Source organism: Modestobacter sp. L9-4, from assembly GCF_019112525.1.
Taxonomy (GTDB): Bacteria; Actinomycetota; Actinomycetes; order Mycobacteriales; family Geodermatophilaceae; genus Modestobacter.
Map to the genome: position 1 here is coordinate 313,496 of NZ_CP077800.1, position 12,927 is coordinate 326,422.

General features: G+C 74.2%; 15 protein-coding genes. 10 read left to right on the forward strand and 5 right to left on the reverse strand.

Annotated elements, in window-relative coordinates:
* Nucleotides 1-137 precede the first annotated feature (137 nt).
* Nucleotides 138-746, forward strand: coding sequence for a DUF4865 family protein (locus KUM42_RS01465; RefSeq protein ID WP_237494551.1), 609 nt, complete (start codon nt 138-140; stop codon nt 744-746).
* Nucleotides 747-750: 4 nt separating this feature from the next.
* Here KUM42_RS01465 and KUM42_RS01470 read toward each other — a convergent pair whose 3' ends face one another.
* Nucleotides 751-1,515, reverse strand: coding sequence for a DeoR/GlpR family DNA-binding transcription regulator (locus KUM42_RS01470; RefSeq protein ID WP_237494552.1), 765 nt, complete (start codon nt 1,513-1,515; stop codon nt 751-753).
* Between the two features lie 60 nt (nt 1,516-1,575).
* Here KUM42_RS01470 and KUM42_RS01475 point away from each other — a divergent pair, with 60 nt between their 5' ends.
* Together KUM42_RS01475 and KUM42_RS01480 are read left to right on the forward strand one after the other, a co-directional pair.
* Nucleotides 1,576-1,965: a DUF4406 domain-containing protein gene (locus KUM42_RS01475; RefSeq protein WP_237494553.1), complete on the forward strand. Its 390-nt coding sequence runs from the start codon at nt 1,576-1,578 to the stop codon at nt 1,963-1,965.
* Nucleotides 1,962-2,657 (forward strand): NUDIX domain-containing protein, encoded by a 696-nt coding sequence (locus KUM42_RS01480; protein WP_237494554.1) that lies wholly within the window; start codon nt 1,962-1,964, stop codon nt 2,655-2,657. Before KUM42_RS01475 ends, KUM42_RS01480 begins: the two co-directional genes overlap by 4 nt.
* Before the next feature lie 39 nt (nt 2,658-2,696).
* Here KUM42_RS01480 and KUM42_RS01485 read toward each other — a convergent pair whose 3' ends face one another.
* Nucleotides 2,697-3,923, reverse strand: coding sequence for a CdaR family transcriptional regulator (locus KUM42_RS01485; protein WP_237494555.1), 1,227 nt, complete (start codon nt 3,921-3,923; stop codon nt 2,697-2,699).
* A gap of 135 nt (nt 3,924-4,058) precedes the next feature.
* On the opposite strand from KUM42_RS01485, the gene KUM42_RS01490 reads away from it, so the two are divergent.
* Genes KUM42_RS01490 through KUM42_RS01500 form a run of 3 tightly spaced genes read left to right on the forward strand, consistent with a single transcriptional unit; the run spans nt 4,059 to nt 7,341 of the window.
* Nucleotides 4,059-5,543, forward strand: a complete 1,485-nt coding sequence (locus KUM42_RS01490) for an NAD(P)/FAD-dependent oxidoreductase (RefSeq protein WP_237494556.1) — start codon at nt 4,059-4,061, stop codon at nt 5,541-5,543.
* Between the two features lie 17 nt (nt 5,544-5,560).
* Entirely contained in the window at nt 5,561-6,484 is a 924-nt protein-coding gene (locus KUM42_RS01495; protein ID WP_237494557.1) for an alpha/beta fold hydrolase, read from the forward strand.
* On the forward strand, nt 6,481-7,341 hold the full coding sequence (locus KUM42_RS01500) for an SDR family oxidoreductase (protein WP_237494558.1): 861 nt from the start codon (nt 6,481-6,483) through the stop codon (nt 7,339-7,341). The genes KUM42_RS01495 and KUM42_RS01500 overlap by 4 nt, the downstream gene beginning before the upstream one ends.
* 2 nt (nt 7,342-7,343) lie before the next feature.
* Here KUM42_RS01500 and KUM42_RS01505 read toward each other — a convergent pair whose 3' ends face one another.
* Nucleotides 7,344-8,576 (reverse strand): 3-deoxy-7-phosphoheptulonate synthase, encoded by a 1,233-nt coding sequence (locus KUM42_RS01505; protein WP_237494559.1) that lies wholly within the window; start codon nt 8,574-8,576, stop codon nt 7,344-7,346.
* Nucleotides 8,577-9,209: 633 nt separating this feature from the next.
* Between KUM42_RS01505 and KUM42_RS01510 the strand changes: the two genes are divergently transcribed.
* Nucleotides 9,210-9,734 carry a hypothetical protein gene (locus tag KUM42_RS01510; protein ID WP_237494560.1) on the forward strand — a complete coding sequence of 175 codons (525 nt, stop codon included), beginning with the start codon at nt 9,210-9,212 and terminating at the stop codon, nt 9,732-9,734.
* A gap of 127 nt (nt 9,735-9,861) precedes the next feature.
* Here KUM42_RS01510 and KUM42_RS01515 read toward each other — a convergent pair whose 3' ends face one another.
* A complete protein-coding gene (locus tag KUM42_RS01515; protein ID WP_237494561.1) occupies nt 9,862-10,461 on the reverse strand; it encodes a TetR/AcrR family transcriptional regulator in 600 nt (199 codons plus the stop codon).
* 104 nt (nt 10,462-10,565) lie between these two features.
* On the opposite strand from KUM42_RS01515, the gene KUM42_RS01520 reads away from it, so the two are divergent.
* Complete coding sequence (locus tag KUM42_RS01520) at nt 10,566-11,018, forward strand: nuclear transport factor 2 family protein (RefSeq protein ID WP_237494562.1); 453 nt, start codon at nt 10,566-10,568, stop codon at nt 11,016-11,018.
* 33 nt (nt 11,019-11,051) lie between these two features.
* Nucleotides 11,052-11,582, forward strand: a complete 531-nt coding sequence (locus tag KUM42_RS01525; protein ID WP_237494563.1) for a DUF1707 domain-containing protein — start codon at nt 11,052-11,054, stop codon at nt 11,580-11,582.
* 179 nt (nt 11,583-11,761) lie between these two features.
* Here the strand turns inward: KUM42_RS01525 and KUM42_RS01530 are convergent, their stop codons facing one another.
* Nucleotides 11,762-12,454 carry an SDR family oxidoreductase gene (locus tag KUM42_RS01530; RefSeq protein ID WP_237494564.1) on the reverse strand — a complete coding sequence of 231 codons (693 nt, stop codon included), beginning with the start codon at nt 12,452-12,454 and terminating at the stop codon, nt 11,762-11,764.
* Nucleotides 12,455-12,530: 76 nt separating this feature from the next.
* Here KUM42_RS01530 and KUM42_RS01535 point away from each other — a divergent pair, with 76 nt between their 5' ends.
* On the forward strand, nt 12,531-12,884 hold the full coding sequence (locus KUM42_RS01535; protein WP_237494565.1) for a MerR family transcriptional regulator: 354 nt from the start codon (nt 12,531-12,533) through the stop codon (nt 12,882-12,884).
* The last annotated feature ends 43 nt before the right edge of the window (nt 12,885-12,927 follow it).

Consider the following 12,927-nt stretch of genomic DNA (forward strand, 5'->3'; position numbering starts at 1 on the left):
GCCCGCCCCGCCCGGGGACGGCTGCCGGTCCCCCGTCCGCGGGTGCGGTCGCCGCCAGGGCGAGGCCGCGGCCTCCGGCAGCGGCGTCATCGCCCTACGCTGGCCCGGCCCGCCGCCCCCTCGCCCGAGGACGCCGCATGCTCCTGATGCAGTACCGGATCACCCTGCCCACCGACTACGACATGACCGTCGTCCGGACCCGGGTCGCCACCACCGGCCACCTGCTCGACGCCTACCCCGGTCTCGGCGTGAAGGCGTTCCTCATCCGGGAGAAGGGCGTCGACGGCGCGACCGCCAACGAGTACGCGCCCTTCTACCTCTGGGCCGACAGCGCGGGCGCGGCGTCCTTCCTGTGGTCCGGCGTCGGGTTCACCGCGATCGTCCGGGACTTCGGCCGGCCGGCCGTGCAGACCTGGGTCGGCGGCACCAGCCACGGCGCGGGCGACCCCACCGCCGCGCGGTACGCCGTCCGGTCGACGCGGGCCCTCGCCACGGACGTCGACGTCGTCGCCGCGGCGGCCGCGGCCGACGCGACGTCCGCCGCGGCCGTGCAGGACCCCGGCGTGCTCCTCGCCGCGTACGGCATCGACCCGCAGGGCTGGGAGCTGGTGACGTTCACGCTGCACACCGAACGCCCGGCGCAGGTCCCCGCGGACGCAGCGGTGTTCCAGGTGCTGCACGTCGCGGCCCCGGAGCACCGGGACCTCCCCCAGCGGGTCGACACCCGGATGCCCGCGGCCCGCTGAGGCCTCAGCCGGTGGCCGCCTGGACGACGGGCACGCCGAGACGCCCCAGCCGCACCATCACCTCGTCGGTCGGCGGCGCGTCGGTGACGACCCCCGCGACGGCCGACAGCGGCAGGACGGTGAAGGGCGAGGCGGCGCCGATCTTCTCGACGCTGGCGAGGACGTAGGTGTCGGCCGCCCGGCGGGCCAGCGCCCGCTTCATGGCCGCCTCGTCGGCGTCACCGGTGGTCAGCCCGCTCTCGGGGTGCACCCCGGTGACGCCGAGGAGGAAGAGGTCGGCGTTGACCGCCCCCGCCGCCTCCACCGCGGCAGCGCCACTGGTCACCGCGGAGTGCTTGAACAACCGCCCGCCCAGCACGTACACCTCGACGCCGGGGTGCTCGACCAGGGCGGCGGCGACGGTCGGGCTGTGCGTGACGACGGTGGCGACCAGGTCCGGCGGCAGCGCCCGGGCGACGGCCAGCGTCGTCGTCCCGCCGTCGAGGATCACGGTGCTGCCCGGTTCGACCAGCTGCACCGCGGCGGCGGCGACCCGCGCCTTGCTGTCCACGGCCACGCCGGCCCGCGTCGCGTAGTCGGCGACGGCCGGCGACGCGGGCACCGCCCCGCCGTACACGCGCTGACACAGGCCTGCGGCGGCCAGTTCACGCAGGTCGCGCCGGACGCTGTCCTCGCTCAGCCCCAGCTCGGCGGCGAGGTCCTTGGCGATGACCCGGCCGTCCCGGTGCAGCCGTGCGAGCAGGAGGTCCCGCCGTTCGGGGACGAGCACTGGTCCACCCTCTCTGCCGGGTACTTCCGGTTTCTGCACGTTTCATCGTAGTCTGTCGACATGACGACCCTGACCCCGTCGCTCTTCATCCTGATCGCAGGGCCCTACCGCTCCGGCACGGGGGACGACCCCGCGCTCATGTCCGCCAACCTGGCCCGGCTGGAGGAGGCCGCCTGGCCGCTGTTCCGGGCCGGACACGTGCCGATGATCGGCGAGTGGGTGGCCCTGCCCGTGCTGCGCAGCGCCGGCGCAGGCATCGGCGACCCGCTGGCCGAGCAGGTCCTGTACCCGACCGCGGAACGTCTGCTGGCCCGCTGTGACGCCGTCCTGCGGCTGCCCGGCGCCTCCGTCGGGGCCGACCAGGACGTGGCGATCGCCCGGGACCGTGGGCTGCCGGTGTGGTCCCGCGTCGAGGACGTCCCCGGGGTCGGCGCCCCGGTCGCAGCGTGACCACCGCGCCGGCGTCCACCGTCCGCCCCGTGCCCGGCGTCGACGTCCCGGACGCCCGCGGCCGCACCGGCCTGGACCGGGCCGGTGCGGACCTGGACCGGAACCCGGACGTGCGGGTGCTGGACGTCGAGGTGCTGGCCGCCGCGTGGCACGTCCTGCGCCGCACCACCCTGGAGGTGCGCGGCCGCGACGGCAGGTGGCAGCGCCAGCAGCGGGAGACCTACGACCGGGGCAACGGCGCCACCGTGCTGCTCTACGACGCCGGCCGGCGCACGGTGCTGCTCGCCCGGCAGTTCCGCTGGCCCGTGTACGTCAACGGCCATCCCGACGGGATGCTGCTGGAGACCGCCGCCGGGCTGCTGGACGACGACGACGCGGCCACCGCGGTCCGCCGGGAGGCGGCCGAGGAGCTCGGCGTGGTCATCGGCGCGATGGAGCCGGTGTTCGAGGTCTACATGAGCCCGGGCTCGGTCACCGAGCGCCTGCACTTCTTCGCCGCCCCCTACACACTCCTCAGCCGGGCCGGCTCCGGCGGCGGCCTGGCCGACGAGGGCGAGGACATCGAGGTCTGCGAGCTGACCGTCGAGGAGGCGCTCGCCCAGGTCGCCGACGGCCGCATCTGCGACGCGAAGACCGTGATGCTGCTGCAGTGGTCGGTGCTCTCCGGCCCCTTCTCCCCCCAGCGGTCATGACCGGGCCGGCCGTCCCGCGGGGCTGGTGGTGCTGGCCGGTCAGCTGCCGGCGCCCCGCCAGCGGAGCACGTCCAGTGCCGCCGCCACGGCGACGGCGTCCTCGGCCAGGGGGCGCGGCAGCAGCTCCTCGGCGCGCGCCAGCCGCCGCAGCACGGTGTTGCGGTGGGTGAAGAGCCGCGCCGCCGTCCGGGCGACGCTGCCCAGCTCGGCCACGAAGGCCAGCACCGTGTCCCGGACGGCGACGTCGGCGTGCAGGAGGTCGCCGAGGGTGGCGGTGAGGAACTCCTCGACCCGGCCGGGGTCGGCGGTGAGCAGCGCGACGAGCTGCACGTCGGCGAAGCGCGCGACCTGCTGCGCGGAGGTGAGCCGGGCGAGCATCTGCTGGGTGGTGGCCGCATCGAGGTGGCTGCGCCGGAAGCCGTCGACGTCGGTGCCGGGCCGGCCGACCGCGACCCGCACGTCGGGGGCGTCGGCCAGGCCGGCGGTCACCACGCCGGGGTCCGGCGCCCGGCCGACCGGCAGCCAGACCCACAGCGCCGCGGCTCCCGCGACGACGGTCAGCCGCCGGCCCGCACCCGCCGCCCGCATGGTCGCCTCGGCCGCGGCCTCCAGCTGGTCGGACGCGGCGGCGCCCGACCCGCTCCACACGATGACGGCGGTGTGCGGCCCGGTGAGGCCGTAGCCCAGCTGCGCCTCGGCCCGGGCCCGCGCCAGCGGGGCGCCTTCCAGCAGCAGTGACACCGTCGCCCGGCGCTCGGCGTGCGCGCCCCGGGTGAGCTCGCTGCGCTCCGCGGCCATCCGCCGGGTGACCGCGGCGACCGTGTCGTCGACGAAGGTGGTGATCGAGCGCGCCGAGACGTCGAGCAGCTCGCGCAGCTGTGCGGTGTCGTCGGTGAGCGTGAAGCAGATGCCCATCCAGTGCTGCCAGGCCACCGCCTGTGCGGTGCGGTAGGCGTCGAGGCCGATGTGGTCGAGCCCCCGCCGCACCAGGTCGCGGGCACCGTCGAGCACCTCGGGACCGACGTACACCGGCACCCGCTCGCCGGGGCGCTGCACGTTCGCCGCGGCCCAGTGCAGCAGGTTGGCCAGGTTCGCCCGCCGGGCGCCGGCGGCCAGCACCGGGTCCTCGGCGACCGGGCGCATCCCCGCCCCGCCCAGCGCCGCGGTGTGCACGTCGGCCACCCAGTCGGCCCGCGGGTCCAGCGCCTGCTCGGCACCGCGGCGGAACAGCTCCCGGACGTCCGGTGAGGGCAGCGGCCAGGTCATGGAGGGCATCGTGCACCACGCGGCGACCATCGTGGTGCACGGAGTACTGGCAGGGAGTGGCCGCGGTCACGGATCGTCGGGTACGTCCCCCCGGACACCGACGACCGGACACGGGACGACCGACCTGGAGCGACCATGACCACCTCGACCACGGTCGAGCACCTCGACGTGCTGATCATCGGTGCCGGCCTGTCCGGCATCGGCGCCGCGTACCACCTGCGACGCGACCACCCGCAGCGCAGCGTCGCGCTGCTGGAGGCCCGCGGCGCCACCGGCGGCACCTGGGACCTGTTCCGCTACCCCGGCATCCGCTCGGACTCCGACCTGCACACCTTCGGCTACGAGTTCAAGCCGTGGCGTGAGGAGCAGTCGATCGCCGGCGCCGACCGGATCCTGGCCTACCTGCGGGAGACGGCGGCGGAGAACGGCATCGACCGGCTGGTGCGGTTCCACTCCAAGGTCGTCGCCGCCTCGTGGTCGTCGGAGCAGGCGCGCTGGAGCGTCGAGGTCGAGCGCACCGACACCGGCGAACGGACGACGCTGACCTGCGGCTGGCTGTTCTGCGCCGGTGGCTACTACCGCTACGACGAGGGGTTCACCCCGGTCTTCCCCGGCCGCGAGCGGTTCACCGGCACGGTCGTGCACCCGCAGCACTGGCCCGAGGACCTCGACACCGCCGGCAGGCGGGTGCTGGTCATCGGCAGCGGCGCCACCGCGGTGACCCTGGTGCCGGCGCTGACGCAGACCGGTGCGCAGGTGACGATGCTGCAGCGCACGCCCAGCTACGTGCTGCCCGTCCCGGCCGAGGACGCGCTGGCCAACCGGCTGCGCCGGCTGCTCGGCGAGGAGCGCGCGCACCCGCTGATCCGGCGCAAGAACATCGCCAAGAGCCAGTTCATCTGGCGGTTCTGCCAGCGGCACCCGGAGCGGGCGCGGGCGCTGATCCGCTGGGTCAACACCAAGCAGCTGCCCGAGGGCTATCCGGTCGACGAGCACTTCAAGCCGCCGTACGGGCCGTGGGACCAGCGGCTGTGCGCCGTCCCCAACGGCGACCTGTTCCGCTCCATCCGGGAGGGGACGGCAGAGGTGGTCACCGACCGGATCGCCACGTTCACCGAGACCGGCGTGCTGCTGGAGTCCGGCCGCGAGCTCACCGCCGACGTCATCGTCACCGCCACCGGGCTCAACGTGCAGGCCTTCGGGGGCATCGCGCTCACCGTCGACGGGGACGAGGTGCGACTGCCGGAGACCGTCGCGTTCAAGGGGATGATGCTGTCCGGCGTCCCGAACTTCGCCTACGCGATCGGGTACACCAACAGCTCGTGGACGCTGAAGATCGGGCTGCTGTGCGAGCACTTCACCCGGCTGCTCAGCCACATGGACGCGCACGGGTACGACTCCGCCCGGCCCGTCCCGCGCGACCCGGACATGCCCACCCGGCCCTTCCTGGACTTCGGCGCGGGCTACCTGCAGCGGTCGATGGACTCCCTCCCGCGGCAGGGTGACCACATGCCCTGGCTCACCTCGACCGGCTACCGCGCCGACGTCAAGCTGCTCCGGGCCGACAGCGTCGTCGACCCCGAGCTCCACTTCTCGGCCCGGGTCCCGGTGCCGGCATGACCGACACGAGGACTCCCGTGACCGATGTCGACCAGTTCGTCGACCTGCCCGCCGGCCCGCGGATCTGCTACCGCGTCGAGGGCCCGGACGACGGCGTCCCGCTGCTGCTCATCGCCGGGCTCGGCATCGACCTGACCTCCTGGCCGCAGCGGATGGTCGACTTGTTCACCGCCCGCGGGTTCCGCGTCGTCCGGTTCGACAACCGCGACATCGGCCGCTCCAGCCAGATCGGCACGCCGCGGCCCGGGCGGCTGCGCCAGCTGCTGGCCCGGCCCCGCGCCGACGCCTACGACCTCGCCGACATGGCCGCCGACGCCTACGGGCTGCTCGAGCACCTCGGCATCGAGCGGGTGCACCTGGTGGGCATGTCGATGGGCGGGATGATCGCCCAGACGCTGACCGCCCGGCACCCGGAGCGGGTCGCCAGCCTGACCTCGATCTTCTCCACCACCGGCGACCGCTCCGTCGGCCAGCCGGCCCGCTCGACGCTGCTGCGGCTGGCCAAGGGCCCCTCCCCCACCATCGAGGACTCCGTCGAGCGGCACCTGGGCATGCTGGCGCACATCGGCTCGCCGACCCTGCTGCCCGACGAGGACCTCGAGCGCGCCTGGGCGACCGGGTTCTGGGAGCGCGGCGGCGGCGTGCGTGCGCGGGCCGGGGTCCCCCGGCAGATCGGCGCGATCCAGGCCTCCGGCGACCGGACGGCGGAGCTGGCCTCGATCACCGCACCGACGCTGGTCGTGCACGGGTCGACCGACCGGATGGTGCACCCCACGGGTGGCCGCGCCACCGCCGACGCCGTCCCCGGTGCCCGGTTCGTCGAGATCACCGGGATGGGCCACCACCTGGCCCCCGGCGTGGTCGACCGGCTGGTCGACCTCACCACCGAGCTGGCCCACGGCACCGGCGCCCCGCTGACCACCCCAGGAGACCCCCGATGAGCAGGACCCCGCACAACAGCGTCCGCGGCAAGGTCGCCGTCGTCACCGGCGCCGGGTCCGGCATCGGCCGCGAGCTGGCCCTGCAGCTGGCCCGCCGGGGGGCGCGGCTGGCGCTGTCCGACATCGGCGAGACCGGGCTGGCCGAGACCGCCGCGCGGGCACGGGCGCTGGGTGCCGAGGTGCACACCGCCCGGCTCGACGTGACCGACCGGGCCGCGGTGATCGCGTACGCCGAGAGCGTGGCCGGTCACTTCGGCGTCGTCCACCAGGTCTACAACAACGCCGGGGTCGCTGGCGGCGCCGCGGTGCTGGACAGCGACTGGGCCGACTACGACCGCATCTGGGGCGTGAACCTCTTCGGCGTGCTGCACGGCACCAAGGCGTTCCTCCCCCACCTGGTCGCCTCCGGCGACGGGCACGTGGTCAACGTGTCCAGCCTCAACGGGGTCATGGCGCAGGCCGGCATCAACGCCTACAGCGCGAGCAAGTTCGCCGTCCGCGGGTTCACCGAGGCGCTGCGGCAGGAGATGCTGCTCGCCGGGCACCCGGTGCAGGTCACCGTCGTCCACCCCGGCGGGGTGCGCACGAACATCGCCAGCGCGGCACTCGAGGTGTCGCGGCAGCGGGGTGACGAGGTCACCGCCGAGGACGAGGCACGCGTCCGCTTCTACAACGAGAAGCTGCTGCGGATGCCGCCCGAGCAGGCCGCCCGGATCGTCGTGGACGGCGTGGAGGCCGGGCGGGCGCGGGTGATGGTCGGCAACGACGCCAAGGCCGTGGACCTGCTGGTGCGCCTGTTCCCGGCCTCCTACCCGCGGATCGCCGCCCGGCTGCAGCGGCGCCGCCAGCGGCCCTGAGCTCAGACCTCCCGGCGGGCGCGCACGGCGGCGGCCAGCTCGGCCAGCAGCCGCTCGGTCGTCGGGAGGTCGACGCAGGCGTCGGTGACGCTCTTGCCGTACTCCAGCGACCCCGGGTGCGCGCGGTCGAGGTCCTGCCGGCCCTCGACGAGGTTGCTCTCGATCATCACCCCGCGCAGCGCCCGCTCACCGCCGGCGATCTGGCCGGCCAGGTCGGCGACGACGGCGGCCTGGCGGCGGTGGTCCTTCTGGCTGTTGCCGTGGGAGGCGTCGACGACGACCACCTCGGGCAGGCCCCGCGCGGCCAGCGCCTGCTTGGTGGTGGCGACGTGGGCGGCGGAGTGGTTGGGGCCGTCCTTGTCCCCGCGCAGGATCACGTGGGCGGTGTCGTTGCCGGTGGTCGACAGCTGGGCGGTCACCCCGTGGCCGTCGACGCCGAGGAACTCGTGCGCGGCCCGCGCGGTGAGCACGGCGGAGATGGCGGCGCCGATGCTGCCCTCGGGTGAGTTCTTGAAGCCGATGACCGAGGAGAAGCCCGAGGCCCGCTCGCGGGCGGTCTGGTCGGTGACGTTGCGGGCGCCGACTCCGTTGTAGGTGACCAGCCCGTTGACGTACTGCGGGGTCAGGGCGTTCAGCGGCTCGGCCGCGACCGGCACGCCCAGGGCGGTGATGGCGCGCATGAGCATGCGGGTGGCGACCAGCCCGACGCTGATCCGGCTGGAGCCGTCGAGGAAGGGGTCGTAGGCGAAGCCCTTCCAGTCGACCTCGGTGCGCGGCTTCTCGGTGTAGGTGCGCATCAGGACCTCGAGGTCGGCGCCGTGGCGCTCCCGCATGCCGGCGATGAACCCGGCGTACTCCACGGCGGCGGCCGGGTCGTGGATCGAGCACGGGCCGGCGATCACGGTCAGCCGGTCGTCGGCACCCCGGACGATGTCGCCCACCGCCCGGCGCGCGGCGCGCGTGGTGGCGGTCGAGGCGGCCGGCAGCGGGACGACGGTGGCGACCGCGGCCGGGGTGACCACGACGGACAGACCGGTGATCCGGGCGTTCACCAGGTCGGCGTCGTCCACCTCGTCCGCCGCGCCGGTGCCCAGCTCCTGCACGACACCGGGCAGCAGCTCGGCGAGGGTGTCGTCGATCTGCTGGTTCACCCGGGTCTGCAGTTCGAGGAGGCGGTCGGCGATCCGGGTGGCCTCGGTCAGGATCTGGTCGGCGGGGAGCGGGGCCTGGTCCATGCCGCGAGTGTTCCTGGCCGCACGCGCCGCCCGCGAGCGGGGGCCGCGTCCACCTGCCCCAGGACGGGACTGCCCGTTCTGTGCTGCCGTGATCCGTGGCGGCCCGGCGTGCAGTCAGCAGTACGAGCCGGAGTCGACCTGCCAGGTCTCGTCCGGGCCCCGGACGACGTGCAGCTTCAGAGCACCCGAGCGGACGCTCGTGCCACTCGCGTCCGCACCGTCCTGCTGCCAGCCGGACCGCGGCACTCCAGGGACGCCGCCGTGTTCGGCGAACCACTCGGCCGCAGCGACCGGTGTCGGCCGACCGCCCCTGTCCGACACCAGGGACAGGGAGAACCCGCCGCAGCTGGGTGCGGGCGTCCCCGTGGCTGCAGCCGAGGGAGATGTCGCTGCGGTCGGCTCCGCAGCCGGTCGTGACTGCGTCGCGGTGCCGCACGACGCGGTCGTCATCACCGCTGTCCCGACGACGGCCACCACCGCGGACCGCAGCGTCAGAGCGCTCGGACGCAGGCTCATGGGGGCAGGCTGCCAGAGCGACGCGCCCCCGACCAGCGAGGCCGCCGGACGACTCCGCTCGCCAACGATCCGGTGACGAAGGGCGACGAACCGGCGGACGGGCGCCACACTCCCGGCATGCGGAGGACGACGGTCTCGCGGGTGGCCCTGTACGCGACCACGGCCGTTGCCCTGGTCGCGTGTTCCCGGGCTGACGCGCTCACCCCCCAGGCCGCCGGACTCGACGTCAACACCGCACCCACCCCGGACGCGCTCCGCACCGTCGACGTCCCTCCGGAGCTGGCGGCCTCGATCGACGACCCGGTGCCCGAGGTCGCGGGTCCACCGGCATCGGGGGCGACGAGCATGCCGTGGGCCTTCGTCTCCCAGGACGGGGCTCAGCTGCGCATCGCCTACATCGCCGGCAACGGTTCCGGCGACGGGGCCTGCACCCGACTGCACGGCATCCAGACGGCGGAGACCGACACGTCGGTGTCCCTCACGGTCTGGAGCACGACGGACCTGTCCCAGACCGCGTGCGCGTCGATGCTCGTGACCGGCTCCGGCACCGTCACCCTCGACGCCCCGCTCGGCGACCGCCCACTGGTCCACCCGCCGCTGTCCGGGTCCTGGGCCCAGCTCGCCGACCAACTGCCGGAGTAGTCCGGGGCAGCTCGACACCGACCGATCACGGACGCCCGCCGACGGACTGACCAACAGCCGGCCTGGCGTCTCGTTGGCACTGACGACGAGTGCACCGGGAGCCCGGGTACGACCTGTCCCGGAGGGCTCAGCGAGCGGCGAGCCGGCTGAAGGTGGCCGCGATGGAGTGTGCGAGCACCGGGACGTCCACCGGGTCCTCACCGGCGCCGGGGTCGCGGAGACTGCCGTCACGGGCCAGCACGACCAGCCCGTGCACCAGGGCCCAGGCCATCACCGTCAGCGTGGACGGCGACATCTGCTCCGAGCCGCCCATCCGGCCGGCGGCCGCGGCCAGGACGCCGATCGCTGAGTGCTGTGCCTCGCGGAGCGCTGCGTCGTCCGCATCGAGCTCGACGGCGCGGAACATGAGGTCGAACAGCGCCGGGTGCGCCACGCCGAAGTCGATGTAAGCCGCCCCCAGTGCCGCCAGCCGGGCCTCGGGATCAGGTGCGTCCACCGCGCCGAGCGCTGCGGCCAGGTCACGGAAGCCCTGCGTGGCCACCGCGGTGAGCAGCCCGGCTCGGTCGTCGAAGTGGTACTTGGGCGCGGCATGGGACAGCCCAGCCCGCCGGGCGACGGCGCGCAGGCTGATGCCCGCGTGCCCGTGCTCGGTGAGCTCGTCGACCGCGGCTGCCAGCAGGGCCGCGCGTGCGCTGGCGACCGGCTTCATGGCGTTCTCGTCGTCCATGGGGCCAGTCTGCGGCGTTCGACTTGACACTGTCAATCATAGCGGTGCATGCTGGTCCTCGTCAGCTTGACAGTGTCAAGCACACCAACTCCGAGGAGCCCGCCGTGTACCACTCCATCGTCGCCCGCATCTCCCGCCGCAACTTCGAGCGCGTCAACGCCCACGACTACGAGCCGCTGCTGGCCAGCTGCACCCCGGACATCCACCACCGCTTCGGCGGCGACCACGCCCTGGGCGGCGAGCGCCACGACAAGGAGCACCTGCGGGCCTGGTTCCAGCGCCTGGGCCGGCTCAACCCCACGCTGCGGCTCACGGTCAGCGACGTCTGGGTCAAGGGCCTCCCCCACGACACCACCATCGTCATGCGCTGGGACGCCGTCCAGGACATGCCCGACGCGTCGCCCTACGTCAACCACGGCGTGCACGTCATCAAGATGCGCTGGCTGAAGGTGGTCTCCATCGACGCCAACGAGGACTCCCAGGCCGTCGAGCGCGCCTGCGCCGTCTTCGCCGCCCACGGCGTCGCCGAGGCCACCGCCGCCCCCATCACCAGCTGACCCGTCACCACGCCGACCGGAACGGACGCCACGATGACGACCCACCTGAGCACACGCGCCTGCACCACCCGGACGGCGACCACCGGCAGGTCACGGCCTGCGTCCCACCGGCCGACCTCCGGCGCCGGTGAGACCACCGAGGACCTGCGGGTCGGGGACGCCGAACGGTCCCAGACCTCGGCCCTGCTCAGCCGGGCGTTCACCTCCGGCCACCTCGACGTCCTCGAGTACGAGCAGCGCCTGGAGGCCCTGGCCACCACCCGCACGCACCGCGACCTGGCCGGGCTCACCGGCGACCTGCCCGTCGCGACCCTGCTCCGGTCCGACCCCGACCGCCTCGCCCGACGCCGGCGCGCAGCCCGGCTCGCACTGGCCGTCCACACCGGTGCCGCCGTCCTGACCGTCGTCCTGTGCTCGCTGGTCTGGCTCATCGTCGCCCTGACCGCGCACGCCTGGTACCCCTGGCCGATCTGGCCACTGCTCGGCGCCGTGCTCGGCGTCGCCTCACACGCACTCGCGACCCTGCACCTGACCCGACGACCCCCGGCCGACACGCACCGGTGACGGCGAGCGTGCCCCCTGCGCTCGAACGGTCGCACTGCTCGGGCCGACCGGGACGGCTCGTCGGTGAGTGGCCCCGCACCTGACCGTTCCCGGGCCACCGGCACCGGTGGCGCAGCGGGGTCCCCTCATCCGCGTCCTCGCAGCGATGGGGTCCCTCTGCCCCGGTGGCCCGGGAGCCGTCAGAGGCTCAGGGTCGTCGGGGGGCCTGACAGGGACGCCTTGGCGCGTCGGGCGAAGTCGTCGGCCACGACCTCGATCTCGCCGGCGGCCAGACCGTCGAGCACGGTGGTCACGAACTCCTCGGTGCTGATCTTGGGGAAGTCCCAGCCCGCGCTCATGTCGGTGTCGACCAGACCGACGTGGGCACCCAGGACCTGGGTGCCCTGCTCGGCGAGCTCGACCCGGAAGGCGTTGTTGAGGTTCCAGGCGGCGGCCTTGCTCACCGAGTAGGCGGCGTTGCCGGGCACCGCGTACCAGGAGGCGGCGGACAGCACCGTGACGATGGCGCCGCCGCCGTTGCGGCCCAGCGTGGGAGCGAACCCCCGGGTCACCTGCAGCGTGCCGAAGACGTTGGTCTCGACGTCCCGCCGGATGGTGTCGAGGTCCCCGGACAGCACCGGCGTCACCGTGGCGATGCCGGCGTTGTTGACCAGCAGGTCGACGTCAGGAGCCGCGTGAACAGCGGCGTCCACGCTGGCGGCATCGGTGATGTCCAGCTCGAGCGGCACGGCTCCGTCGACGTCGATCGAGCGGGCATCGCGGGCGGTGGCATAGACCCGTCGGGCGCCGCGGGCCAACAGCTGGCGGGTGAACTCCCGGCCCAGCCCGCGGTTGGCCCCGGTGACGAGTGCAGTGGCGTTCTCGATCTCCATGACCCGAACCTAGGATCTGACACGCATGTGAGGTTCAAGCCCTGAGCGTGAGACCTGGGTCACGGAGGTGATGGGTGTGCGGATCGGTGAACTGGCCCGACTGACCGGGGTGAGCCCCAGGTCGCTGCGCTGGTACGGCGAGCAGTCACTGCTGTCCGCGGAGCGCACCAGTGGGGGCCACCGGGAGTACGGCGACGACGCGGTCGAGCGGGTGCGGGCCATCCAGGCGCTGTTCGCGGCCGGCGTCCCCGCCCGGCACGTGGCGGGGATGCTGCCGTGCCTCTACACCGGGACGACGTGCCCGGCCACGGTCGAGCGCCTGGAGCAGGAGCGAGCCCGGCTGCAGGCGCAGGCCGCGGGGCTCTCCGCCACCCTCGCGAGACTCGACGAGGTCGTCGAGCAGGCACGCGCCCTCCTCGTGACCGCCTGACGCCCGGAGCCGCACGCGGCGCTCCCTCGTGCGGTCGTACCGC